Origin of the sequence: Candidatus Manganitrophus morganii (assembly GCA_021651055.1) — a bacterium.
Classification (GTDB): domain Bacteria; phylum Nitrospirota; class Nitrospiria; order SBBL01; family Manganitrophaceae; genus Manganitrophus; species Manganitrophus morganii.
In genome coordinates this window covers 1,982,134-2,007,238 of record JAJHOH010000001.1, presented here as the reverse complement: position 1 = coordinate 2,007,238, position 25,105 = coordinate 1,982,134, and the positions used below count along the sequence as shown (strand labels likewise).

Genomic DNA, 25,105 nt, shown 5'->3' with positions numbered 1-25,105 from the left:
CGCGTATGATCTAAGAAGTAGAATTTCAGGAGGAGACAATGGCAGGACGTTACATTTTTACAAAAAAAGATCTGGCGCCGCTTCGCCCCTTTATCGATCATCCGGTCGGTCAGCAACTGATCCAAGGGGTCGTGCCGATCAAGAAGGTGGCGGGACCGGCGCGGCATGTCGAGCTGGCGGAGGTTGAGCTGCCGGTGGCGGTGGAGAGCCGCGAGAATCCCGAAGGGGTGCCGCTGAGCGAGGTCTTGAAAGCGGTTCAGGAGAAGGTTCCCGAGGTGAAAGGATTAGCGGTCCGCCAGGGGCGGGTCTCAATTACCTTTGAAGGGGAGCCTTCGCGGGCCGACCGGACGAAGATCGAAAAGCTCCTCTCGAACCGGAAGGGCCTGGAGGATCTGAAACGGCCGGCCCCCGGTCCGATCGGCCTGAGGGGGATGGCCGCGGAGGGTCCGGCGGCGCTGGAGCGGGTGTTGAAGAGTTCGGAAACACCCGATGCCGAGTGGCTCCGGGCCTTTCGGGCCTACGCCGTCCAAAATCTCATCGGGACCAAACGGAGCGAGAAGAAGTAGATGGCCCCTTATCTCGGCAATCTGAAGAGCAACGAGTTTCACGATCTGGCGAACCAGAAAGGGCAGTGTCAGATTTCGGAAATTTTGACGCAGAAGTTCTTCACCCCGGATACGGTGGAGCAGGCGGTCGCCGAGGGATTTGAGCCGTGCTTTTTCTGCATCGGGACGTTCGCCGACCTGGGGTTGTCCCCCTTGGGCGCGCCGATCACATCCCCTTCCGATCTGACCGGCCAAGACGAGGGGGCCGGGATGGTCTTGCTGGAATGGACTTATGCCGACGACATCGAAGCGCAAAAAATCGCGTTTGACATCTTCTCCAGCCCCGACCCGCTCGATCCCTTCCGGACGCTTCGCGCCGGGAATCTTAAGGTCACCTCGGCGTTGATCCCCGGCTTTGCAGAGGGGGGGCATTATTACTTCACGGTGATCGCCAAGCGGGGGGGGGCTTACAGCCTTCCTTCGAAAACGATTCCTCTTTTCGTTCAGCCGGTCCAGGCGCCGATCTTCACCTCCCCCGGAGGGGGCGGGCCGCCGTCGGTTCCGAGCGGGCTCGGCTTTCCGTTTCAGATTGATGGGACCGGGGGGGTCTACGCGCAAGGGGGCGATCCGCTGTTGCGGGGGAAGATCCTCCAGCTGCTTCTGACGTCGCCGGGGGAGCGGGTGAACCTGCCGGAGTACGGAACCCGCCTGCGCGATCTGGTCTTCGATCCGAACAACGACATCCTGGCGGCGACGACCGAGTTCATGGTCAACCGGGCGCTCCAGCGTTACCTGGGAGACGAATTGCAGGTCGATCAGGTCGCCGTCAAAAACGAAGAGAGCACGCTGCAGGTCGAAATCGTCTACGTCCGGAAAGCCGATCTGCGGATGGAGCGGCTGCGGATCGGGCTGCCGATTCCGTAGAATAGCGAGGAGAATAAAATGATTATTTTCCATTTGCCATTTTCCATTTACCATTTTCCAATGGGAAGAGGTTAGCGATGGACGAAAGAATGGCCCGGTATGTCGAGCGGGCCGAAGGGAAATATTGGGGAAAATATCGCGGGTTCGTTCAGGATAATAACGATCCGGAACAGCTCGGACGGCTGAAGGTGACCGTGCCGAGTCTTCTTGCGGACGCCGTGAGCGGCTGGGCCTGGCCCGCCGTCCCGTATGCCGGCGCGGGAATCGGCTTCTTTTTCATGCCGCAGGTCGGCGATCTGGTCTGGGTTGAATTTATCGAAGGAGAGCTCGACCATCCGCTCTGGACCGGCTGCAGTTGGGGGAAGCCGGGGGGGCAGAGCGAACTCCCCGAGGAGGCGCTTCAATCGTACCCGCAGCAGCAGGTCATCAAGACGCCGTCGGGAAATGTGATCATCATCAACGACAGCTCGGGAAGCGAGTCGATCACGGTTCGAACGAAGGAGGGGACCGAGATTGTCATCGATCGAAGCGGCCAGAAGATCACGATCCAGGCCGATTCGGTGATCGCGCAGGGATCGTCCGAGATGCCGGAGGAATTGGCGACAAAAACCTTCGTCCAGACGATATTCGATACGCATACCCATCCGAGCGGCGTCGGGCCGACCGGGCCGCCGCTGGTTCTTTCCACCACCAATCCAAAATCGATCACGCGGGTTCTCAAGGCAGAATAGCCGATGCCGCTCAACAAAACCCTCCTTTCGGACGGCTTTAAAGATCTTTTTGAAGGGAAAGATCCTTCCGCTCCCGGGGAGATAATTTTTCCTCCCAACCCGACGGAAGCGGGAAAGAAGTGGGCCGCGGTTTATAAGAAGTATGCCGAGGGGGCGTTGGCGGGGACGACGAAGCCGATCGCCGTCTCGCTCACCGCAGCCGAGAGCGCCTTGGCCGGCGCTTTGGCGGCCGGATTCTCGGCGGCGAAAGCGGCTCCCCCCCCGGCGGCGGTCGCGGGGCTCGCCGCGGCGATGGACCTCGCCTTCGTCGCCTTCTGGCTGACCCCGCCGGTGGTCTTTGCGACCCCGCCCCCGCCGGCGCCGCCGACGATGGCCGGGGTCGTTTCCCTCGCTTCTCCCGGCATCCTTTTGGCCTCTCTGATCGCGCTTTTTACATCGGGGGCGGCCGATAAGAAGACGGCGGCCCAACAGGCCGACGCAATGGCGACCCTCCTGGACAGTTGGACCAAAACAGTGATGGTCCTCAACACGCCGGTCACCCCGCCGGGACCTCCATTACCCCCCGTCCCCTTGGCGTAGCATCTCTCTGTAGGGGCGCCATTTATTGCGCCCTCCTTGTCATGATCCAAAAGAAAGGGCGTGATGAATCACGCCCCTACATAAACCATATTTCTCCGTCTATTAAATAACCTGAGCGTCGCCTTGTCCCGCATTGATGAAATGTTGCCGGACCAAACCATGTTTTTCCATCAGCCGCCGGAAGGCCCTCCGATCTTTCCCGGCCTCTTTTGCGGCGCGGGAGATGTTCCCCCGATGGGTCATCAAGAGCTGGCAGAGGTAGGACTTCTCGAAAGTGTCGATCGTTCGCCGCTTCAGCGCTTGGAAAGGAGGGTCCCGTTTGGACGGCATCTGAACGGCGGTCGGAAGGTCGATCTCTTCGGCCTGGATCAAGGAGACCGGGGAGTGGACAATCGCACGCTGGATCACCGCTTCCAGCTCTCTGACATTGCCGGGCCACGCGTAGGAGGAGAGCTTCATCAGGGCCGCCGGTGAGAGGATTTTATAATCGCTCCGAAAGCGCCGGCAATATTTTTTTAAAAAGTACTTGGCGAGCAGCGGAATATCTTCCGGCCGCTCCCGGAGGGGGGGCAAAGAGAGCGAGAGGATATACAGGCGAAAGTAGAGGTCTTCACGGAAGGTCCCCGCCTTGACCTTCTCAATCAGGTTTGCATTTGTCGCCGCCACGATCCGGACATCGGCCTGGAGCGCTTGTCGTCCCCCCAGCGGCCGATACTCCCCTTCCTGGAGAAAACGGAGGATTTTGGCTTGAGCGGTCAGGCTCAATCCGTCGATTTCATCGAGGAGCAAGGTGCCCGACTCCGCCTCTGCGATCAGGCCCCGCTGCGGGAGCGAGGCGTCAGTATAGGCCCCCTTGGTATGCCCGAAGAGCTCATTTTCCAGGAGGGTTTCGGGAAGCGCGGAGCAGTTCACCGGAATAAACGGCCCCCCTGCGCGGGCGCTCAGGTAATGAATCGCACGGGCGGCGAGCTCTTTCCCGGTTCCCGTCTCCCCGGAGAGGAGGACGGTCGCGTCACATCGGGCCAGCAGGCTGATCTGGCGGAGCACTTTTATAAATGGAGCGCTCTCGCCGATGAGAGAACCCATTCCAAGATCGATTTTCAACCGCTCGGCGGCGCTCCGGTCTTCGAGCTGAAGCCACTTTTGTATGCGGGCGATCAAATCGCCCGGCTGAAAGGGGCAGAAGAGAAAATCGTCCGCGACCTGAAGGACTTGATTCAAGGGTGCAAGGTTAATCAACGGACCCTGGCAGGAGAGCCAGAGGACAGGCACAAAGTAGCCGAGCCGCCGAAAAGAGAAGACCGCTTCTGCAGCGATCTCTTCCGAAGAAGATTGAAGTAAAATCAGGTGGGGCGCCTGAATCGACAAGGCCTCCGCTGAAGGGAGGGCCGATGCGCCGATCAGTTGAACCCGTTCCCCGGGGAGGTGGTCTGTGATGATCTGCTTCAGGTTAGAGCAAGGATCAGGATGTGCGCAGTTGTCTCTGAGATCAATCTGCAAAATGGTTTTTGTCATTCCCGGTCCACAGGGCCCGTCTTTATATACGATATACGCGGCATCGGTTTAGAGAAGAGAATTTTTGATGTTAGTGACTATAGATGGTTTTGGGTGTTCGCGAGGATGAGCGTTGCGCTTAATCTGAATCAAACATCCATGCCGCTCGGGCGTTCCCAGATCAAGTCCCGTCGGGGTTAGACGGGGATGGTATCACTCAGCCACCCTGTACACTAACCAATCCGCCGTCGACGAGTCAAGCAGAATCCGACCCTACAAGATACTAAGTATATTTAGCGTATCTATTCCGGGACAGGAAAATTTCGCCGAGACGATCGATCCATCTCCGGGTCTAGCTTGCAGAAGCGGGATTAATTCTTCTTAAGAGAGGTTTCTTTCGAGGTGGTTGCGACTGGAGAGGGGGGGGCGTTCGGGGCGTCCATGGCGCAGCGAAAACCGATGGTCGCCTCTTTTCGGTACGGGGCGACGGCATACCGTTTGGTGGTCCGGACGTCGCTTCCGACATTGTCCCAAGAGCCCCCCCGCACCGCTTTGGCCATGCCGACCTCGGGCCCTTTCGGATGGGTCACTTGCCCGTCTTTATAATAAAATTCATCATACCAATCGAAGACCCACTCGAGGACGTTTCCGGACATATCGTAAAGGCCGAACGGGCTCCGGCCGGCTTCGAAGGTTCCGACCGGGGCGGTATAAGCAAAGCCGTCGTCTTCGCCGCGCGCATTCGCATAACCGTCGGCATAATCCCCTCCCCAAGGCCAAGGGTGTTCTTCCTCGCCGCGGGCGGCATGTTCCCACTCCACCTCGGTGGGGAGTCGCTTTCCGTTCCAGGCGCAAAAGGCGTCGGCATCAAACCAGGAGACGCCGACGGCGGGGAGATCCGGTTGAAATAAGACGGAGACATCGTCAAAAAAAACCATCACCTCCTGCCGGTGGCGGTTGGTCTTCTCGACGAATTGCTGATACTGGGCGTTGGTGACTTCATAGAGATCGATGAAGTAAGAGTTGATCGTCACTTCGCGCGCCGGCTTTTCATCGAATTCTCCCTCTTCTTTGGCCCCTCTCCAGAGAGTCCCTCCCTGGATGAAGACCATCGGCGCGCCGTCTCTCCCGAGCTTGGCAATTCTCAAATGGCTGAACCGGACGGGATCGGGGGCGGGAATCGTCACTCGCGGGGCTTGGCGTTCACGCATGGCCTTGGCTTCGGAGCGGATCGTATTCATGCGCGAAATAGAAACGAGGACCAGCACGAGGAAGAAAATGCCCATCCCGATGAGAATACCAACGACCTTCATCGCGCTTTTCCTTTTGAGACAAGAGAGGTGGTGTAAATCAGTGGGGATAAGAACTTTTATTACTTTAACATGATCTTTGATTGCGATTCAATTTGATGTCGAGGTCCAACGTGTTGAACGCCGGCGGCACCGTTCCTGGACGGATTTATTCTCCGTAGATGAGTTTTAAGACATTGTCGCCGACTGTTTCGGAGAGCTCCCTTTGGAGGGCGGACAGCGCCTTCCGCTCCGCTTCTTTGGGGGTGAGATGGCCTTCTTTCCCTGACCTTTGAATGCGGCCAAACTCTTTCTGACCCTCCTTTTGGGTGAGTGTCAGATCGGCGGACCACCGAATATAGTGCCATTTCGGATCTTTCAGATCGGCTTCTTCCAGTCCGACATTTCCCTTGATGAGCAGATCGCCCTCCCCCCCGCCGATGAACCCTTTATCGTGAAGTCCGGCGAGGATGGCATCGCGAACGGCCGTCGCTTGCGGACCGTCGATCTGGACATTCACTTTAAAGGAGCGGTTTAAAAGGGCCTTCAGTTGGTCATCGAGGGCGGCGGCGCTGACCTTGAGGCCGTCCCCCCGCCCGGTCGGCTGGATGATCCGAAGATCCGATTCATATAACTCGGTCAGCCGGGCGGCCAGCAGCGCTTTGTGGAGGGCCCGCGCCTGCTCAAGCGGGTCGGCCGATTTTTTCGCCCGCGCTTCCCATTCTTTCGCTTCCATTTCGGCGTCGAGCGATTTTTGGCGGAGCGCCGAAGCGCTCTTCGCCCGGTCCAACACCGCCAAGGCATAGTGGACTTTAGAGACGGAGTCGGTCCACCGCTCCGCGATCCGGACCTGCTCGAGCACTTTCTGGGTGGAGACCTCGGTCTGGTTTCGCAGATCAATCGTCCGATCGATCTCGATCCGCTTTCCCTTTTCGGTCTGCCGGAAATCCTCCCGCTCGTGGGTGGCCGAGCGGATTTCGGCCCGGAAGATGCGGGCCAGCGCGGCATAGGCGCTCTCTTCCGCCCGTTGCCGGGTATCGCCGGAGCCGACGCCGATCAAGAAAGATGCCTCGGGATAATTTTCGCTGGGTCCGTCGACCCAATCGGGTTTCTCGGCAGCGAGACCGATTGCCGTCATGTCGAAGAGAGGGAGTACCACACTGCCCAAGAGCAGAATAAACCGGGTGAAGCGTTTCATATGTCCTCCTCAATCGGCGTTACTGTAGGAGATGATCGATCAAAAACTGGGGCTTCCCTTTTTCAATCTTTAAAGGCGGAATCGGGCGCTCCTCAATCAGATGTCCCTGGTTCGAGTAGTAGGCGATCCGGACCTCCCATTCCCCCGGAGGAAGAGAAATGCGCGCCAGACGGATTTTGGCGGGGAGGGTCCGCCAGCTCCGCTTGTCCGACTGCTCGGTGGCGAGCGAATAGACGTTGGTCAGGAAGTCGGTGAGGATCTCGGCCCCTTCCCCTCCCCTTTTCTTCGCCTGATGCTTCGCGGTCCGGGCCGCGGCATATTTGGCCGTCGCGCGCGCGATCGCCTTGGAAGAGATTCGGGCGATCCGGTCCTCAAGGTTCTTTTTTGCGAGGGCGGTGATATCCTCCATCACGTCGGCGCTCTGTTTAAGGAGGGTCTCTCCCTGCCGGAAGGTCACCTCCACCGAGCCGACTTGGGAGGGGCGGGGGACAAATCGAGGAAGCGCCACCCGAACGAGGTAGAGGCCCCCCCCTCCATCGGGGACCGGGGCATCGATGAAGTAATCTTCTTTCACGGGCGACCGCCCCTCATAGGTGACCACCACCATCTCGCCCCCTTGCTCCGAAGGCTTTCCGGAAGAGACTGCGACCGCCTCAGGAAAAAGCCGCTGATATTCCTCTTGTTCCTCCGAGAGATGAAGGGTGTTTGTGATCCGGATCAGATCGAGCCCCAGCCGGGAAGGAACCGGCGTGTTGTAATTTTTTTTGTAGCCTTGGAAGGCTTCATAGGCCTTTCGATAAGAGATGAAGGCGTCATTGGACTCTCCCCGTGTTTCATAAAGAATCCCGGAGAGGTAACGCGCGAAGGCGTCTTCCTTATAGACGTTCTTCTGCGTGTGCCGATCGTTCAACAGGTTCAAGCGGGCATCGACCTGTCTTGCCTCCACCAGCGCGTCGTCCCATCGGCCGAGGGCCGCATAGTTGAGCGCCGAGAAGAGATGGATGAGGACGGTTTCGAAGTCTTCTCCTTCGTAAGGGAGAAGGTTATCGTTGGTCAGCATCGCGCCGGCATGGGTGGAGAGGCTTTGCGTGTAGAGCCGGTCGATCTCGGCAGCGGCCTGTTCAAAAAAACGGTTGCTCTCCTCGTAGCGCCCGGAGAGGTGAAGGAGAAAAGCCCGATCGAGATAATAAAGAAGACGATTGCGATCGCCGTAGTCGTTCTTGTTTTTCTCAACAACGGCGTCGGCATCGGCATACCGATGAGAGCGAAGATGCTGCTCCACCAGTTGCTGGTGGCGAAGCGAAGGGCCGCAGGCGGTCAAAAGCAAAAGTGAGAAGAGGGTCCCGAGCTTAAAGAGTCGCGCCGTGAGCGTCCGGCATTTTGACGAAGATAGGGGGGAAGGATGCATGAGACATCGATCCCTAGAACTTGATCCGGCTTTTTTCGATGAGCTTCTTGATTTTCTTCTGGCCGAGCCACACTTTTTTGTTGTTGGCCATATCGACCATCTCGAGATCGACCTGATAAAAAACCGCCTTGGTTCCGTCGGCTTCATCAAGGATGGTGTTGATCGTCCCGATCATCATATAATCGGCGCCGAGCTCTTTCCCGGGGCCCTTCGCCGTTTCGTCCGACGAATTCTGAGCCTGGTCGAGCCGTTCGGTCCGGATCTCCTCGCGCTCTCCCTGGCCGGCGACGAAGAAGACCCGTCCGGAGTTTGTCAGCTCCCGCTGCAGGTCTTTAACGAAGGTCTGAACATTGATGTGCTCGTGGCTGCGGTTCACCACCGTCCCGACGATGACGGTCGGCTCCGTTCCGCGCTTCTTCATAAAATTGTCGACCCAAGGCCGGTTCAGCGAATCCTTCACCATCTCTTCGGCGACCAGGCGGGAATCGGTGTCGTTCCAGCGGCCCGAAAGGTCTGTAACCGTATCGGTCTCGACGCGGGAAACGGTTTTTCCCCCGCAAGAGATCATCCCGGTGAGTGCCGTGGCCGTGAGGATTAAAAAGAGTGCTCTTTTGATCATGGTTCTTTCCTTTCTAATGGAGGATTGCAGCAGGATACAATCCGGATCGGAAAATGGATCGGCCCGAAGAGATTACCGACGTTTTTCTTCTTCCTTGTCGAGGGCCTCGAAGGCTTTTTCCGCATTTTCTCGGACGTAATCGCGGACCGCGGCATTCAGCTCCCGGGCCTGTTGAATGTTGTCTTTGAATTTATCGAGGTCCAGCCGCGCAAGGGAGTAGAGCGTTCCATCGGCGGGATCGGTCCAGTGATCGATAATGATCACGCCGGAGAGGGTCGTGGCCGAGAAGGTCTTGATCGTCTGCTCGATGTTCTGTTCCTCGCTGGTCTTCTTGAAATCGCCGGCCGTGGTGGAGGCGGCATAATCGCGCATCAGGGAGGCGGAGTAGGTTTCGAATACTTTTGCAACTTCGGCTCTGGCCCGGTTGTCGGCGGCCGTTTTTGCCAACGGCTTGTTCTGCACCCCCGTGACGGCGCCCACCCCATAGAAGGCCTTTTGATCGTTATCGAGAAAAGCGCCATTTCCTTTTTGAACCCAGTCCGGTTCTTCATGCTTGGCCTTGTGACCGGCGCAACTCGCCAGCAACAAGATCGTGACCCCAGCAATGATCCCCTCGACAAAGAACCGCCGTTGCCTCATCGATTTCCCTCCATCAATTTGGAAAACGGAATCAATATACCATCCTCCCATGAAATGTCAAATCACTAGGAAGAAAGAGGGGAAAGCGATAAAGCCGAGCCTTGACGGAAAATAGCGTTTGACAAAAACAAACGAGTTGACTATAATACGACTTAGCCTATAGTGAATGTCGTTGGGACTTCTTTCCGACTCGGCTCTTCATCAACATCTCCTCCTACAACATTATTCGTTGGCCGGTCCAAAACGAAAGATCCGTCTCAGGTGGTTCACAAAATTTCTTCCATATCTGCTCAGAGCATTTCATTAAAAAAAACCATAAAAGGAATGATGGCCATAAGCTAATTGCCTACTCGTCTTACGATCCCTTCCTCGTTCAATTCTTATAATTAATGATGATGCGATCTAAACATATATCGATGAAGGTCATATTCGGATAAATCCTATCTGACATGCTCTCCCTTTTTTACACTTTTAAACCATTTAATCAATGCCTGAATAGAAACTGACTGTAAGATTTAATATCAAGGAGAAAAAGATGAATCTTGCCGAACTGAAAGAGAAAAGCATTGCGGACCTGACTGAGGTGGCCAGGGAGCTGAAGATCGAGGGTGCCAGCAACCTGAGGAAACAAGAGCTCATCTTTGCGATTCTGCAAGCCCAGTCCGAGAAAAACGGAACAATCTATGGCGAAGGGGTTCTGGAAACCCTCCCGGACGGCTTCGGATTTCTCCGATCCCCCGACTACAATTACCTCCCCGGACCCGACGATATTTATGTCTCTCCCTCGCAGATCCGACGGTTTAATCTCCGAACAGGCGATATCGTTTCCGGCCAGATCCGGCCTCCCAAGGAGAGCGAGCGCTACTTTGCGCTCCTTAAGGTCGAAAAGATCAACTACGAAGAGCCGGAGGTCGCGCGGGATAAGATCCTCTTCGACAACCTCACCCCGCTTTATCCGTTGGAGCGGATCAAGCTGGAGTACAGCCAGGAAGATTACTCCACCCGGGTGATGGATTTGATCACCCCGATCGGAAAGGGACAGCGTGGATTGATCGTCGCCTCGCCTCGAACCGGTAAAACGATGCTGTTGCAGGCGATTGCAAAAGCGATCATGAAGAATCATCCGGAGATCATCCTGATTGTTCTTCTCATCGATGAGCGCCCTGAAGAGGTCACCGACATGCAGCGCCAGGTGAAGGGGGAGGTCGTCAGCTCCACCTTCGATGAGCCGGCACAGCGGCACGTCCAGGTGGCCGAGATGGTCCTGGAAAAAGCGAAACGTCTGGTCGAGCACAAGCGGGACGTCGTCATCCTGCTCGATTCGATCACCCGGTTGGCCCGCGCTTTCAACGCCGTGGTTCCGCCGAGCGGAAAGGTTCTTTCCGGCGGTCTGGATGCCAACGCCCTGCAACGGCCGAAGCGGTTCTTCGGATCGGCCCGAAACATCGAAAACGGCGGCAGCTTAACGATCATCGCCACGGCCCTGATCGATACCGGAAGCCGGATGGATGACGTCATCTTTGAAGAGTTCAAGGGAACGGGTAACATGGAGCTCCACCTCGACCGGAAATTGGCCGACCGCCGCATCTTCCCGTCGATCGACATGACCCTTTCCGGAACACGTAAAGAAGAGTTGCTGGTCGATAAAGAAGACCTCAACAAGATGTGGATCCTCCGAAAGGTGTTAAGCCCGCTTTCGACAATTGAATCGATGGAATTCTTATTCGACAAAATCAGGGGGACCAAAACGAATAAAGAATTCTTGGAATCGATGAACAAGTAAAAAGGGCTTGAAAGTAAACGTGATTTAAGCTATAATCTCACGCTCGATCTATGCCCATTTATGAAATAAAAGGAGATTGCAATGAAACCAGCCATTCACCCCGAATATAAAGAGGTGGAGATCACCTGTGCGTGCGGGGCGGTGCTCAAATCGAAGTCGACCCGAGGCGAAATCCGCCTTGAGATTTGCGCCTCCTGCCATCCTTTCTTCACCGGGACCCAGAAGATCATCGATACCGAGGGCCGCGTCGAACGGTTCAAGAAGAAATACGCGAAGAAATAGCCCCCGACTTCCTCTTCCAGAGCCTGCCCGCCGGGCAGGTTTTTTATTTTCTCCTCTCTAAGTGGTCCAGGGTAAGCCTGGTATCTGAACTTAACAAACGGTACGTGAAAGAAATGGTTCTCTCTAAAGAAGATTTCTTGACAGATAAGCTGGAAGGAATCTTTAAAAAATACGAAGTGCTCGGCGCTCAGCTGTCCGACCCGAAGGTGCTGGCGAATCCGAAGGAGCAAATTCGTCTCGCGAAAGAACGGTCTGAATACGTGGAAACGATCCAGCAATACGAGACCTACAAGTCGCTTCTCAAAGAAATCGCGGAGGCCGATGAAGTCCGGCGGGATCTGACGGCGGAGGCGGAATTGCGCGAAATGGCGGAGTCTGAGTGGAATACGCTTCAGCAGAAGAAAGAGGCGCAGGAAGCCATTCTCAGAAGACTCCTTATTCCGAAAAATCCGCTGGATGATCGGAATCTCTTTCTCGAGATCCGCGCCGGGACGGGAGGCAACGAGGCGGGCCTCTTCGCGTCGGACCTTCTCCGAATGTACATGAAATATGCCGAGAAGAGAGGCTGGAAGGTGGAGATGATGGACTCCAGCGAAACCGGAATCGGCGGCCTCAAGGAAGTGGTTCTCTCGGTCGCCGGGAAGGGGGCGTATCGTCATTTTCAATACGAAAGCGGCGTTCATCGCGTTCAGCGGGTACCGGAGACGGAAGCGAGCGGGCGGATTCATACCTCCACCGTGACGGTCGCGGTCATCCCAGAAGCGGAAGAGGTCGATATTCATATCGACCAGAAAGACCTGAGGATCGATACCTTCTGCTCTTCCGGACCGGGCGGCCAGAGCGTCAATACGACCTATTCCGCCGTCCGGATCACCCATCTTCCGACCAACCTCGTCGTTTCCTGCCAGGATGAGCGATCCCAATTAAAAAACCGAACCAAGGCGATGCGGATCCTCCGATCCCGCCTGCTGGAAGTCGAGCGGGCGAAGCAAGAGGCGGAGATTGCAAAAAACAGGAAATCCCAGGTCGGGACCGGAGAGCGAAGCGAGAAAATTCGCACCTACAATTTTAAGGAAAACAGGGTGACCGATCATCGGATCAACCTCTCCCTCTACCAACTCGATCAGGTTCTTCAGGGAGAGCTGGACTCCCTTGTTCAGCCTCTCATCGCCGATGATGAGGCAAAGCAATTGGCCGAATCGTAATTCTTCCTGAATGGGATTGGAGACGAGCAACCCCGCTTCCTCCTCAATGAAGATGCCGATCACCATGACAAAAGAAAAAACGATCTCCGAACTTCTCGGCCAAGGAACCGCTTTCCTCGAAGCGCACGGAATCGCCTTGCCCCGGCGGGAGGCCGAGCTGCTCCTCTGCGCACTTCTCTCCTGCCGTCGAATCGATCTATATGTAGAACCTGCGCGGCCGATCGAGACCGATCAAGAGGGCCTCTTTCAATCCTATTTAACGCGGCGCGCCCGGCGCGAGCCGATCCAATACATTATCGGTCAGGTCGATTTTTGCGGGCTCTCCCTTTCGGTCCGCCCCGGGGTTTTTATTCCCCGGCCCGAAACCGAGCTGATCGTCGAGAGGGCGCGCACGATCTCGCCTGCTCCCTGTCGTATTCTCGATCTTTGCACCGGGAGCGGGGCGCTGGCGATTGCGCTGGCAAAAGAATTTCCCCACGCTCACGTTGTTGCAACCGATATCGATGAAACACCGCTCGACATTGCCCGGGCCAATGCGGAAGGCCATTCCTGTCTCTCACAGATTCGTTTTATCCAGGGAGACCTCCTCGCGCCGTTGCGAATGGGGGATAACCGTTTTGATCTCATCGTCTGCAATCCCCCTTATATTCCGGAGCATGACCGCGCTGCCCTTCCAGCCGAAGTACGGGATCATGAACCGTCACGGGCGCTCTTTGCGCCGGAGGAGGGAACCGCCTTTTATCGGCGTATTCTGAGGGAAGCCCCTTCTTTTCTCACGCAAGAAGGATCTCTCCTCTTTGAACTGGGTGCGAGGCAGGCGGCCTGGTTCCAAGCATATGCCGCGCAGGAGACGATGTTTAGCGCAACCTTCCTCCAAGATCTGGCCGGGATCGATCGGATCGCCTTCTGCCGGAGACGAGGCGCCGATGGATAAGATTGTCATCCAGGGGGGGGCTCCTCTCACCGGCGAGATTGAGGTCAGCGGGGCGAAAAACGCGGCGCTCCCCATCTTAGCGGCGACCCTTCTCTCCTCCGAACCGCAGACCCTGCTCGGCATTCCGAAGTTGATGGATGTTGCCACGACCAAGAAGCTGCTACAGCGAATGGGAGCGGAGATCAGCGAGCAGGAGGGGGTCCATTCGATTCAGGTCAAGACGATCAAGAGTTGCGAGGCCCCTTATGATCTCGTCAAGACGATGCGGGCCTCGATCCTGGTTTTAGGTCCGCTGGTGGCCCGCTGCGGCGAGGCGCATGTCTCTCTTCCCGGCGGCTGCGCCATCGGCGCGCGTCCCATTCAACTCCACCTCACCGCGCTGGAGAAGATGGGGGCCGAGATCAAGATCGAGCATGGGATGATCCATGCCAAGGCGGGCAAACTCAAGGGGGCCAAGATCTATTTTGATCTCCCGACCGTGACCGGCACGGAAAATTTGATGATGGCGGCGACCCTGGCGGAGGGAACGACGACGTTGGAGAATGCCGCCTGCGAGCCGGAGATCACCGATCTCGCCCAGTTTCTCAACGCCTGCGGCGCGCGGATCGAGGGGGCGGGGACCGACCGGATCACCATCCAAGGGGTTGCCGCGCTGAAGCGTGCCTCTTACCGGGTGATGCCCGATCGGATCGAAGCGGGGACCTTCATGATCGGCGCGGCGATCACAAAAGGAGACCTGGCGATTCGACACGGCCGTCCGGAACATTTGGCCAGCGTCATCGAGAAGCTCCGGGCGGTGGGGGCGACCGTGACGGAGGAGAAAGATCTCCTTCGGGTCAAAGGGGGCGCCGTTCATGCGGTCGATGTGAAGACCCTTCCCTATCCCGGATTTCCGACCGACATGCAGGCGCAGATGATGGCGCTGATGTCGATTTCGGACGGCCTCTCCGTCGTCACCGAAACGATCTTCGAGAACCGCTTCAACCATGTCGCCGAGCTTCGCCGGATGGGGGCGGAGATTCGGCTGGAGGGAAATCACGCTGTGATCAAAGGGGTGCAGAAGCTGTCGGGGGCGCCGGTGATGGCGTCGGATCTTCGGGCGAGCGCCTCGTTGATCTTGGCCGGCCTGGTAGCGCAAGGAGAGACCGAGGTGCTCCGGATTTATCATCTCGATCGGGGATACGAGCGGATCGAGGAGAAGCTCTCGAAAGTCGGGGCTTCGATCCGCCGGGTGAAAGGAGCGGCCTAGGTGGAGAAGCCGACCCTCACGATCGCGCTTTCAAAGGGGAGACTCCTTGGGCTGACGATCCCCTTTCTCGGTCAACTCGGAATTATTCCGGCGGAACTGACCGAAGAGAGCCGCCGCCTCACCTTCGACGTCCCGGAGAAAAAAATCAAAATCATCCTCGTCCGCGCCACCGATGTTCCGACCTATGTCGAATACGGCGCCGCCGACGTCGGGATCGTCGGAAAAGATCTTCTGCTGGAGCAGACGCGGGACGTTTATGAGCCGGTCGATTTAGGATACGGCTTCTGCCGGATCGTTCTGGCGGGTCCGAGCGGCAATGGGACCGGGGAGCGGCCGAACGGGCACTCCAAGCTCCGGGTCGCGACGAAGTATCCGAACATCACCGAGCGCTATTTCCTGGAGAAGGGAATCCCGATCGAGATCATCAAGCTCTACGGCTCGATCGAGCTGGCGCCGCTGGTCGGATTGGCCGATCAGATCGTCGATCTCACCTCCAGCGGGGAAACGCTCCGGACGCATCATCTCGGCGTGGTCGATGAAATCGCCCAATGCACCGCCCGGCTGATCGTCAATCGCGCCAGCCTGAAGATCAAATATCCGGCCGTGCAGAAGTTGATCGAAGCGGTGAAGAAGGAGTTAAAAAAGAGCGGCAGTCGGGAATCGAAGGTCAAGGTTCACCGGTAGAAAAAAGGGATACGAGGTCGGACAATGATGAAGAGGGTTCATGTCGAAGATCGGCGGTTTAAGGCGGTTTATCGGAAGGTGCTCCATCGATTGGATGTCGGGGACCGGACAATCGAAAAGACCGTTCGAAAGATCCTCGACGACGTTCGAGAAAAAGGGGATAAAGCGGTTCTTCGGTATACCGAGAAATTCGATCGGCTGAAACTCACCCCCGCTCAGATACAGGTCGATGCAGATCAGACTCGGCGGGCCTATGAGAAGGCCGATCCCGCGGTCGTCGAGAGCCTCCAATATGCCGCCGATCGGATTACCGCTTTCCATGAAAAACAGAAGAAAGAAGGGTTCTCCATTCAGAACGACGGGATCTATCTTGCCCAGCGGGTCCACCCGATCGAGCGGGTGGGGCTGTATGTGCCCGGCGGCAAGGCGGCTTATCCCTCCTCCGTGTTGATGAATGCCATCCCGGCCCGGGTCGCGGGGGTTCCCCGGACGGTGATCGTTTCCCCCTCTCCGGATGGGGTCCTCAACCCCTATATGCTGATCGCCGCCGATATTGCGGGGGTGACGGAGATTTACCGGATCGGCGGGGTGCAAGCGGTCGGCGCCTTGGCGTATGGAACCGAGACGGTTCCCAGGGTCGATAAAATCGTCGGGCCGGGGAATCAGTATGTCGCCGCCGCCAAGCGGTTGGTATATGGCTTGGTCGATATCGATATGATCGCCGGCCCCAGCGAACTTCTGATCATTGCCGATGATCAAGCCAATCCGACCTATGTCGCCTCGGATCTTCTCTCGCAAGCGGAGCATGATGAAGAGGCGGTCGTGATTTTCCTGGCGACCTCCAAAACGCTCGTCGAGAAGGTGGAGCGGGAGATGAAAAATCAGCTCGCCCGGCTCCCCCGGAAGAAGATCGCTGCGACGTCGCTGCGGCATCACGGCGTCACCTTCATCGTTCCTGATCTGAAGCAGGCGATCGCGATGTCGAACGAGATCGCGCCGGAGCATCTCTCCCTCTTCGTGGCCGAGCCGTTCGCTTACCTCGACGGCATCATCCATGCCGGCTCGGTCTTCCTCGGCGAGCAGACGCCGCAGGCGCTGGGGGATTATATCGCGGGGCCGAACCATGTCCTCCCGACCGGCGGGACGGCGCGGTTTTTCTCGCCGCTCTGCGTCGATGACTTCGTGAAGCGCAGCAGCGTGATTTCGTACAGCCGGGAAGCGCTGGAGAAAAGCGGCCAACACCTCGTCCGGATCGCCGAGGTGGAAGGATTGGAGGCGCACGCCAACATGGTCCGAATTCGGGTGAGCAAAAATGCGTAACGGCGCCGTCAGACGGGAGACGAAAGAGACGCAAATCACCATCCAGATCGACCTGGACGGGTCGGGGAAGTATCAGGTCGAGACCCCCTTTCCGTTTCTGAATCACATGCTCTCCGCTTTTGCGAAGCATGGCTACTTCGATTTGACGGTGAAGGCGAAGGGAGATGTCGAGATCGACGATCATCACACGGTCGAAGATATCGGGATCGTTCTCGGCGAGACGCTCGCCAAGGCCTGGGGGGAGAAGCGGGGGATTCGGCGGTTCGGCCATGCCTCGATCCCGCTCGATGAGGCGCTGGCCGAGGTGACGGTCGATCTTTCGGGCCGTCCCTATCTGGTCTACCAGGTGCAGATGCCGAAGAAGAAGATCAAGGAGTTCGATACCGATTTGGTCGAGCACTTCTTCCGCGCCGTCGTCGACCAATGTAAGATCAATCTCCACATCAACCTTCACTACGGGAAAGATCCGCACCACATCCTGGAGGCGATCTTCAAAGGCTTCGGCCGGGCATTGGATGCGGCGACGCAGATCGATCCGAGGTTGAAGGGGGTCGCTTCGACGAAGGGAAAGCTCTAAAATTCTCACGTATGAAAATCGTCATTGTCGATTATGGGTCGGGGAATCTTCGGAGCGTTCAGAAGGGGTTTGAGCGGGCGGGGTATGCCGCCGTGATCACCTCTGATCCGAAGGTTGTTTCGGACGCGAGCCATCTGGTGGTGCCGGGGGTGGGGGCCTTTCCGGAGTGTATGAAGAACCTCGGCGCGCTTCGTCTTCTCAAGCCGATCACCGAGTCGATCCGGGCGGGGAAACCGTACCTTGGCATCTGTCTCGGACTGCAGATCCTCTTCACCGAGGGGATGGAGTTCGGGTCCCATCCGGGGCTCGATCTGGTTCCGGGGCAGGTGGTTCGATTCCCGGAGAGAGATTTGAAAGTTCCCCACATGGGATGGAATCAGATCCGGATCGATAAGAAAAGTCCCGTTTTGGAGGGAATTCCGGACGGCGCCTATTTCTATTTCGTCCACTCCTACTACGGGGCGCCGAAAAAAAATAATTGGGTGGCGACGACCACCGACTACGGCGTCCGTTTTCCCTCGGCGATCGCGCATGAAAATGTTTTTGCCTGCCAGTTCCATCCGGAGAAGAGCCAACGGATGGGGCTTCAGATGCTTGCGAATTTCGCAAAGATGAAATAAAAACTGTAGGGCGATCCTTGTGATCGCCCTCTGATTGGGCGAATACACGATGGAACAGTGCAGGCGAGATTCGCCCCTACAAAAACAACAATTCGGGAATATATAAAGATGATTTTAATCCCCGCGATCGATATCAAAGACGGACGCTGCGTCCGGCTGATACAAGGGGCGATGGATTCCGAGACGGTCTTCTCCGAAGATCCGGTCGCCATGGCGCAACAGTGGGAGTCCCAGGGGGCCGAACGGCTTCACCTGGTCGATCTCGACGGCGCGGTGAGCGGCGCAACGGTCCATTATGACTTGATCGAGCGGATCATCAAAGCGGTGAAGATTCCGGTTCAGGTCGGCGGTGGGATTCGCAGCCTCAATCGGATCGAGCATTATCTCTCGGCCGGGGCGGCGGCCGTGATCCTGGGGACGGCGGCGCTGCAGAACGAACCGCTGGTGAAAGAAGCGACGCGGAAATTTCCGCGTCGGATCATCGCCGGGATCGATTCAAAAAAGGGGCAGGTCGCCGTCCGGGGATGGACGGAGGTTCATCCGGAAGAGGTGGGAACCCTGGCGGTTCGGATGGAGGAGGCGGGGGTCGCGGCGCTGATCCTGACCGATATCGAAAAAGACGGGATGCTCGCCGGTCCCAACATCGGGCTTTTCCGGGAGATCGGCATGCAGGTGGAGATCCCGATCATCGCATCGGGGGGGGTCACCACCCTTCCGCAGATTCAGCAGCTCGCCGAGATCCCGGGGGTCGAGGGGGCGATCGTCGGAAAGGCCCTCTATACCGGGGCCCTCTCGCTTCCGAAAACCTTGGCGGCGCTCCGGGGAGAAGAAGCCTGATGCTCGCGAAGCGGATCATTCCGTGCCTCGACGTAAAGGGGGGGCGGGTCGTCAAAGGGGTCGGCTTCGTCAATCTCAAAGACGCCGGCGATCCGGTGGAGATCGCCAAGCTCTATGAGGCGCAGGGGGCCGATGAGCTCTGTTTCCTCGACATCACCGCCTCTTCCGATGAGCGGGAGATTCTGCTCGATATCGTCCGGCGAACCGCCGAGGAGGTCTCGATGCCGCTGACGGTCGGCGGCGGGGTCCGGACCCTCGAAGATGTCCGAACGCTTCTCGCCGCGGGGGCCGATAAGGTCTCGATCAACACCGCCGCCGTGCAGAACCCGGCGTTCGTCCGGGAGGCGGCGCTTCAGTTCGGCAGCTCCACGATTGTCGTCGCCATCGATGCGAAGCGCAGGGATGAAACCGGCTGGGAAGTGTTCACCCACGGCGGACGGAAGGCGACCGGAATCGACGCCGTCGAGTGGGCCAAGCGGATGGAGACGGCCGGCTGCGGGGAGATCCTCCTCACCAGCATGGACCGGGATGGAACGACGCAGGGATACGATCTGGCGCTGACCCGCGCGGTGGCCGAAGCGGTCCATGTTCCGATCATCGCCTCCGGGGGGGTGGGGACTTTGGATCACCTCTATGAAGGGATCGCCGTCGGAAAAGCCGACGCCGTGCTGGCGGCCTCGATCTTTCACTATCAGACCTATTCCGTTCCGCAGGCGAAAGCCTATCTCTCGAAGAAGGGGGTGCCGGTCCGGCTCGTATGAAAAAGAAAGCCGATCCGCTTAAATTCTCGCGCGGTCTCATCCCCGCCGTCATCGTCGATCATCGGAAGAAAGATGTTTTGATGGTCGCCTACATGAGCCCCGCCTCGCTTCAGAAAACGCTCCAAACGGGGGAAACCCACTTCTGGAGCCGCTCCCGAAAAAAATTATGGCGAAAAGGGGAGACTTCGGGCCATGTCCAGAGGGTGAAGGCCATTTACACCGATTGTGATCAAGACACCCTCTTGATTGAAGTCGAACAGGTCGGTGTCGCCTGCCACACCGGGAGCCGCTCCTGCTTTTTTGAAAAGATCACTCCCAACGGCGCAAAGCCGATTGCTCCATCGAAACCGGACCTTCCTGTTTTCGAGGCGCTTTATCAGACGATCTCGGATCGGAAACGGCGCCCCTCTCCGAAGTCATACACCACCACCCTTTTCGAGGGGGGAATCGATCGGATCTTGAAGAAGGTGGGGGAGGAGGCGGGCGAGTTTATGATCAGCGCGAAGAATCGAGACAAAAAAGCGGTGGTCCACGAAACGGCCGATCTCCTTTATCATCTCTGGGTCGCGCTGAACCATCATCAAATCCCGCTCAAAGCGATCGAGGAGGAGCTTCGCCGGCGATCTTCCCAATCGGGGTTGGCCGAAAAAAAATCGAGATCGCGGGTTAGAAAAAGAACATAGCTGAGGACAGAATAATGGCGAATCCGCCCAATTCCACGAAGAACGATTGCCTCTTCTGCAAAATTACCGAGAAGAAAATTCCTAGCAAAATCGCCTATGAAGATGAAAAGATGGTCGCCTTCGAAGATATCAATCCGCAGGCCCCGGTCCATCTTCTGCTCATTCCCCGGAAACATATCTCCGGGTTGCTCGATCTGACGCCGGACGATCGCGAAGCGATCAGCCATCTCTTTCTGACCCTCCCGAAGCTGGCGCGAGAAAAGGGAATTGCCGAGCGAGGTTTCCGTACGGTGGTCAATTCAGGGCAAGATGCCGGCCAAACCGTTTTTCACCTCCATATTCATTTACTTGGGGGGCGTTCCCTGCAGTGGCCTCCCGGATAATGTACCGGGTGGAAAAAGGAAATAAAAACAATTAGTTGACAAGCAACAACCGGTTTGCTATAGTAAAAATTTACTGTACCGATCATTCTGGCAATCTCGTCCATTGAAATGAGGTTCCTCCCCCCATCATGGCGCTGCAGCAAAGACTCGTTGATGAAATGAAAGAGGCGATGCGGACCGGCGACACCGACCGGGTTTCCGTCATCCGTCTGCTCCGCTCGGCCATCAAAAATAAAGAGATCGATAAGGGCAAAGGACAGCAGCTGACCGACGAGGAGATCCTTCAGGTGATCAGCTCCGCCGTGAAGCAGCGGAAGGAGTCGATCGAGCAGTTCGAAAAAGGGGGACGTCAGGACCTCGTCGATAAAGAAACAAAAGAGCTCGCCATTCTCCACTCTTTTCTTCCTCAGCAGATTTCCGATGAGGAGCTCCGGATCAAGATCAAAGAGGCGATTGCCCAGTCCGAGGCGGCCGACGTAAAGGATATGGGGAAAGTGATGAAGCTCCTCGTCCCGCAGCTTGTGGGACGGGCGGAAGGAAGCAAGATCAGCCAGATGGTCCGAGAATGCCTTGGGCAGAAATAAACCGAAGGTAAGCCGCGATTTCTAGGCTTGATCTTAATTGTCAGGGAAGGTCTCTCTCTTTGAATGGAAGAAGGGTTTCCGATCAACTCGTCGAAACCATTCGGGACAGAAGCGATCTTGTCTCCGTTGTCTCCGAATACCTCACCCTCAAGAAGGCGGGACAGAATTTCACCGGCCTCTGTCCTTTCCACACCGAAAAAACGCCCTCCTTCAGCGTCAACCCCTCGAAGCAGTTCTTTCACTGTTTCGGCTGCGGGGTCGGGGGAGATGTTTTTCAATTCGTGATGAAGGTCGAAGGGGTTGCGTTTCCCGAAGCGCTCCGAAGGCTAGCCGGCAAGGCGGGGGTGGCGCTTCCCGAGGCGGGACCGGATGAGCGGGAAAGTCCGGCCCGGCGTGAAGCGGCGCAAATTTATGAATTGAACGAAGCGGCGGCCGCCTTTTTTCACCGGAATCTGATCGAACGGCCCGAAGGGGCTTTTTGCAGAGATTATTTGAAGGGAAGGGGGATCACGGCCGAAACGATCAAAGCCTTCTCCGTCGGATTTGCGCTGCCGCGGCGGGATGATCTTCTCAAACAGCTCGGCAAGCAGTTTTCCCGTTCTCTTTTGGAAAAGGCCGGATTGACCTCCAGGAGAGAGGGGGCGCAGGGAGAAGAAGGACTTTTCGATCGATTTCGAAATCGTGTTCTCTTCCCCATCCGGAACCTGCAAGGGCGGGTGGTCGGGTTCGGCGGGCGGGTCCTCGACGATGCGCAGCCGAAATATCTCAATACCCCCGAGACCCCCGTCTTCACCAAAGGGAAGCACCTGTTCGCTTTGGATCGGGCCAAAGGGGCCGGCATCAACGCGCTGATTATCGTCGAGGGTTATTTCGACGTGATTGCCGCCCACCAGGCCGGAATTCCCAATGCCGTCGGGACGATGGGGACCGCCCTGACGCAGGACCATCTGCGGCTCATTCGGAGAATTTCGGAAAAGGTCCTTCTGATTTTCGATCCGGATGAGGCGGGCGCCCGGGCGGCGCTTCGGACGGCCCCCCTTCTGATCGAAGAGGGGATCTTGGCCAAGGTGATCTCTCTCCCTTCCGGGGAAGACCCCGATCTGTTTATTCGAAAGGAGGGGAAGGCCGGATTTCTTAAGAAACTGGAGGAGGGAAAAACGCCGATCGATTTCGCCATTTTTAAGATGACGGAGGCTTCCGCTCTCAAGTCCGTTGATGATAAAATAAAAGTAACCGAAGAAATCTTCCCCCTCATCGAGAGATTAAAGAACAAGGTCGAACAAAGCCACTACCTCAAGCGGCTGTCCGATGTACTTCGGATTGAAGAGCGAGACCTCCGGGCCGAATTTTCCTCCCGGACCCGGAAGAATAAAAAAGAGGTTTCTCCGAGCCGGCCGGCGCCGGTCGCGGCGTCGAAGCTTCCTCACGATGAGGAAACGATTGCCTCTCTTCTTCTCCAGAGTCAAATCGATCCTTCGGCGCTTGCCGATCAGCTCGATCTGGAAGATTTTACAGACCCGCAGATTCGGGAGATACTCTCTCATTTTTGGAATCGGGAGGAGGGCCGGTGGTTTTCGCCGAGCCGCTTGAACGAGATCGAAGCGCCCCTCCTCACATTGTACAGCCGTCTGTCCGTTCGTGAAAACCGTTACGAGAATGTGCAGCAAACGGCGCGCGACTATATTCTCTCCCTCCGGGCGAAGCGGCTCCGAAGAGAGAGCAGCGAGATTGAAAGTAAGATCAAATTGGCGGAGCGGGGAGGAGATCTCTCTTTGATGAAGTCTCTTCAGCAGCACTTTCTAAAACTTCGGAAAGAGCTCAGCCATTTGACCTTGTCGCATTAAAAATTGGTTGGTCCTTTAGAAATCTATTGGAGGCTCCATGTCCAAAGAAGAAAAGATGGAAGAAGTCAAACAGCTGATCTCTTTAGGCAAAGAGAAAGGCTTCCTCACGTATGAGGAATTGAACAACGCCCTTCCGGCCGATGTCCTCTCCTCCGATCAGCTCGACCATATCATGATGATGTTCGGCGAGATGGATATCGAAGTGATCGACCCCGAGGAGGCCGGCCGGTTCCAGCGGATGGCGGTCGAATCGGACGAAGAGGTCGAAGAGGTCGAGGAGATCGAGGAAGTCGACGAAGAGATCGTCGGCGAGGAGAGGGAAAAGGAGATCGATTTGACCCCCGGCGCGGTCAGCCGGACCGACGATCCGGTCCGCCTTTATCTCCGCGAGATCGGCTCGGTGCCGCTTCTTTCCCGGGAGGGGGAGATCGAGATCGCGAAGCGGATCGAGGAGGGGAAGAAAGAGATCTCCAACATCGTCTTCGGGCTTCCGATCGCCATCCAAAAGGTGTTGACGTTCGGAGAAGAGCTCAAGACCGATCAGCTTCCGATCGGCGACGTCGTCTCCATGCCGGAGGAAGAATTCGAGGTCGTCGAGCAGGACGAAAAAGAGCTCAAAACCAAAACGCTCGAATTGATGAATCAGCTCAAGAACCGCCAGCGCGATTACGTCCGGTTGGTGGAGCGGACGAAACGCTCCGCCCGAAGCGAAAAAGCGAAGAAGCTCGCCCAGGAGACCCTCAAAGAGGGGCGGGGAAAGGTGATCGAAAAGATCGAGGCGATGAACCTGCACCCCCGCGTGATCGAGGGGCTGATCGAAGAGCTTCGCTCCCTGGCCGATAAGATTATCCATGCGGAACGGGAGGTGACCCTTTGCAAGCGGAAGATGGGGGTCGCAAGCGAGGAGCTGAACGCCCTCTTCAAAAAAGCGAAGCAGGGGCGAAGAGAGATGCGCGCCGTCGAGAAAAAGGTCAACCTCTCGGAGGAGCAGATCCTGGAGATCGAGAAGATCTATCGGAACGCCCGTAAGCGGGTCCGCGAGGTAGAGGAAGCGGCGTTGGTCTCGGCCGATGAGCTGAAAGATTCGATTCGCCAGCTCTCTCAAGCGGAGCAGAAAATGAAGCTCGCGAAGAGCGAGCTGGTGGAAGCCAACCTCCGTCTGGTCGTCAGCATCGCGAAAAAATATACCAACCGCGGCCTCCAGTTCCTCGATCTGATTCAGGAGGGAAACATCGGCCTGATGAAGGCGGTCGATAAATTCGAGTACAAGCGCGGCTATAAATTCTCGACCTATGCCACCTGGTGGATCCGGCAGGCGATCACACGGGCCATCGCCGACCAGGCGCGGACCATCCGCATTCCGGTCCATATGATCGAGACGATCAACAAGTTGATCCGGACCTCCCGGCAGCTGGTGCAGGAGCTCGGAAGGGAGCCCTCTCCGGAAGAGATCGCGGAGAAGATGGACCTCCCCCTCGAGAAGGTGAGAAAAATCCTCAAGATCGCCAAGGAGCCGATCTCCCTGGAGACGCCGATCGGAGAAGAAGAAGATTCGCATCTGGGCGATTTCATCGAGGACAAGAAAGTCATCTCCCCGCTCGATGCGGCGATCCGGTACGACCTGCAGCGGCAGATCAACAGCGTCCTTCAGACGTTGACCCCCCGGGAGGAGAAGGTCTTGAGAAAACGCTTCGGAATCGGCGAGTCGACCGACCACACCCTGGAAGAGGTCGGCCAGGATTTCGAGGTCACGCGAGAGAGAATCCGGCAGATCGAAGCGAAGGCGCTGCGCAAGCTCCGCCATCCGAGCCGAAGCAAACGGCTGAAGAGTTTCGTCGAAAGCCTGTGAAGTGAACGTTCATCGTTCATCGGTATTCGTTACTCGGAAATTTTTTCTTCACGCTTAACGATTAACGTATAACGAGTAACGAAA

General features: G+C 57.1%; 26 protein-coding genes. 20 read left to right on the top strand and 6 right to left on the bottom strand.

From position 1 onward, the window contains the following. The first annotated feature begins 38 nt into the window (after positions 1-38). The 4 genes from MCM46_09135 (at position 39) to MCM46_09120 (ending at position 2,779) form a co-directional block, all read left to right on the top strand. Positions 39-566, top strand: coding sequence for a hypothetical protein (locus MCM46_09135; GenBank protein MCG3111968.1), 528 nt, complete (start codon positions 39-41; stop codon positions 564-566). Next, positions 567-1,469: a GPW/gp25 family protein gene (locus tag MCM46_09130; GenBank protein MCG3111967.1), complete on the top strand. Its 903-nt coding sequence runs from the start codon at positions 567-569 to the stop codon at positions 1,467-1,469. Positions 1,470-1,546: 77 nt separating this feature from the next. After that, positions 1,547-2,200: a phage baseplate assembly protein V gene (locus MCM46_09125; protein ID MCG3111966.1), complete on the top strand. Its 654-nt coding sequence runs from the start codon at positions 1,547-1,549 to the stop codon at positions 2,198-2,200. A gap of 3 nt (positions 2,201-2,203) precedes the next feature. Further along, positions 2,204-2,779, top strand: a complete 576-nt coding sequence (locus tag MCM46_09120; protein MCG3111965.1) for a hypothetical protein — start codon at positions 2,204-2,206, stop codon at positions 2,777-2,779. Between the two features lie 102 nt (positions 2,780-2,881). On the opposite strand, the gene MCM46_09115 is transcribed toward MCM46_09120, so the two are convergent. From MCM46_09115 to MCM46_09090, 6 genes are all read right to left on the bottom strand, one after another. Further along, complete coding sequence (locus tag MCM46_09115; GenBank protein ID MCG3111964.1) at positions 2,882-4,294, bottom strand: sigma-54 dependent transcriptional regulator; 1,413 nt, start codon at positions 4,292-4,294, stop codon at positions 2,882-2,884. Between the two features lie 350 nt (positions 4,295-4,644). Next, complete coding sequence (locus MCM46_09110; GenBank protein ID MCG3111963.1) at positions 4,645-5,586, bottom strand: formylglycine-generating enzyme family protein; 942 nt, start codon at positions 5,584-5,586, stop codon at positions 4,645-4,647. Between the two features lie 145 nt (positions 5,587-5,731). Then, on the bottom strand, positions 5,732-6,760 hold the full coding sequence (locus MCM46_09105) for an LPP20 family lipoprotein (GenBank protein MCG3111962.1): 1,029 nt from the start codon (positions 6,758-6,760) through the stop codon (positions 5,732-5,734). Positions 6,761-6,779: 19 nt separating this feature from the next. Continuing rightward, positions 6,780-8,168: a hypothetical protein gene (locus MCM46_09100; protein MCG3111961.1), complete on the bottom strand. Its 1,389-nt coding sequence runs from the start codon at positions 8,166-8,168 to the stop codon at positions 6,780-6,782. Between the two features lie 13 nt (positions 8,169-8,181). Next, a complete protein-coding gene (locus MCM46_09095; protein MCG3111960.1) occupies positions 8,182-8,787 on the bottom strand; it encodes a penicillin-binding protein activator LpoB in 606 nt (201 codons plus the stop codon). A 72-nt stretch (positions 8,788-8,859) separates the two neighbouring features. Then, positions 8,860-9,426, bottom strand: a complete 567-nt coding sequence (locus tag MCM46_09090; GenBank protein ID MCG3111959.1) for an LPP20 family lipoprotein — start codon at positions 9,424-9,426, stop codon at positions 8,860-8,862. Between the two features lie 535 nt (positions 9,427-9,961). On the opposite strand from MCM46_09090, the gene rho reads away from it, so the two are divergent. The 16 genes from rho to rpoD all read left to right on the top strand — a co-directional run bounded on the left by rho (position 9,962) and on the right by rpoD (position 25,021). Further along, positions 9,962-11,209, top strand: a complete 1,248-nt coding sequence (rho, locus tag MCM46_09085) for a transcription termination factor Rho (GenBank protein ID MCG3111958.1) — start codon at positions 9,962-9,964, stop codon at positions 11,207-11,209. A gap of 81 nt (positions 11,210-11,290) precedes the next feature. Then, positions 11,291-11,491, top strand: a complete 201-nt coding sequence (gene rpmE / locus MCM46_09080) for a 50S ribosomal protein L31 (protein ID MCG3111957.1) — start codon at positions 11,291-11,293, stop codon at positions 11,489-11,491. Positions 11,492-11,628: 137 nt separating this feature from the next. Further along, a complete protein-coding gene (gene prfA, locus MCM46_09075; protein MCG3111956.1) occupies positions 11,629-12,696 on the top strand; it encodes a peptide chain release factor 1 in 1,068 nt (355 codons plus the stop codon). Between the two features lie 64 nt (positions 12,697-12,760). Further along, on the top strand, positions 12,761-13,630 hold the full coding sequence (prmC, locus tag MCM46_09070; GenBank protein ID MCG3111955.1) for a peptide chain release factor N(5)-glutamine methyltransferase: 870 nt from the start codon (positions 12,761-12,763) through the stop codon (positions 13,628-13,630). Beyond that, complete coding sequence (gene murA, locus MCM46_09065) at positions 13,623-14,879, top strand: UDP-N-acetylglucosamine 1-carboxyvinyltransferase (protein ID MCG3111954.1); 1,257 nt, start codon at positions 13,623-13,625, stop codon at positions 14,877-14,879. Before prmC ends, murA begins: the two co-directional genes overlap by 8 nt. Continuing rightward, positions 14,880-15,563 (top strand): ATP phosphoribosyltransferase, encoded by a 684-nt coding sequence (hisG, locus tag MCM46_09060; protein MCG3111953.1) that lies wholly within the window; start codon positions 14,880-14,882, stop codon positions 15,561-15,563. Between the two features lie 24 nt (positions 15,564-15,587). Next, the gene (gene hisD, locus MCM46_09055; GenBank protein MCG3111952.1) at positions 15,588-16,883 is read left to right on the top strand and encodes a histidinol dehydrogenase; all 1,296 of its coding nucleotides are present in this window, start codon (positions 15,588-15,590) and stop codon (positions 16,881-16,883) included. Further along, a complete protein-coding gene (gene hisB / locus MCM46_09050; protein ID MCG3111951.1) occupies positions 16,876-17,460 on the top strand; it encodes an imidazoleglycerol-phosphate dehydratase HisB in 585 nt (194 codons plus the stop codon). Before hisD ends, hisB begins: the two co-directional genes overlap by 8 nt. Positions 17,461-17,471: 11 nt before the next feature. Further along, complete coding sequence (gene hisH / locus MCM46_09045; protein MCG3111950.1) at positions 17,472-18,080, top strand: imidazole glycerol phosphate synthase subunit HisH; 609 nt, start codon at positions 17,472-17,474, stop codon at positions 18,078-18,080. Between the two features lie 108 nt (positions 18,081-18,188). Further along, positions 18,189-18,917 carry a 1-(5-phosphoribosyl)-5-[(5-phosphoribosylamino)methylideneamino]imidazole-4-carboxamide isomerase gene (gene hisA / locus MCM46_09040; GenBank protein ID MCG3111949.1) on the top strand — a complete coding sequence of 243 codons (729 nt, stop codon included), beginning with the start codon at positions 18,189-18,191 and terminating at the stop codon, positions 18,915-18,917. After that, positions 18,917-19,678, top strand: coding sequence for an imidazole glycerol phosphate synthase subunit HisF (gene hisF, locus MCM46_09035; GenBank protein ID MCG3111948.1), 762 nt, complete (start codon positions 18,917-18,919; stop codon positions 19,676-19,678). Before hisA ends, hisF begins: the two co-directional genes overlap by 1 nt. Continuing rightward, positions 19,675-20,361 (top strand): bifunctional phosphoribosyl-AMP cyclohydrolase/phosphoribosyl-ATP diphosphatase HisIE, encoded by a 687-nt coding sequence (gene hisIE, locus MCM46_09030; protein MCG3111947.1) that lies wholly within the window; start codon positions 19,675-19,677, stop codon positions 20,359-20,361. Before hisF ends, hisIE begins: the two co-directional genes overlap by 4 nt. A gap of 14 nt (positions 20,362-20,375) precedes the next feature. After that, entirely contained in the window at positions 20,376-20,744 is a 369-nt protein-coding gene (locus MCM46_09025) for a histidine triad nucleotide-binding protein (GenBank protein MCG3111946.1), read from the top strand. 128 nt (positions 20,745-20,872) lie between these two features. Next, the gene (locus tag MCM46_09020) at positions 20,873-21,328 is read left to right on the top strand and encodes a GatB/YqeY domain-containing protein (GenBank protein MCG3111945.1); all 456 of its coding nucleotides are present in this window, start codon (positions 20,873-20,875) and stop codon (positions 21,326-21,328) included. 59 nt (positions 21,329-21,387) lie between these two features. After that, positions 21,388-23,172 (top strand): DNA primase, encoded by a 1,785-nt coding sequence (gene dnaG / locus MCM46_09015; GenBank protein MCG3111944.1) that lies wholly within the window; start codon positions 21,388-21,390, stop codon positions 23,170-23,172. A 55-nt stretch (positions 23,173-23,227) separates the two neighbouring features. After that, the gene (rpoD, locus tag MCM46_09010; GenBank protein ID MCG3111943.1) at positions 23,228-25,021 is read left to right on the top strand and encodes an RNA polymerase sigma factor RpoD; all 1,794 of its coding nucleotides are present in this window, start codon (positions 23,228-23,230) and stop codon (positions 25,019-25,021) included. Positions 25,022-25,105 lie beyond the last annotated feature (84 nt).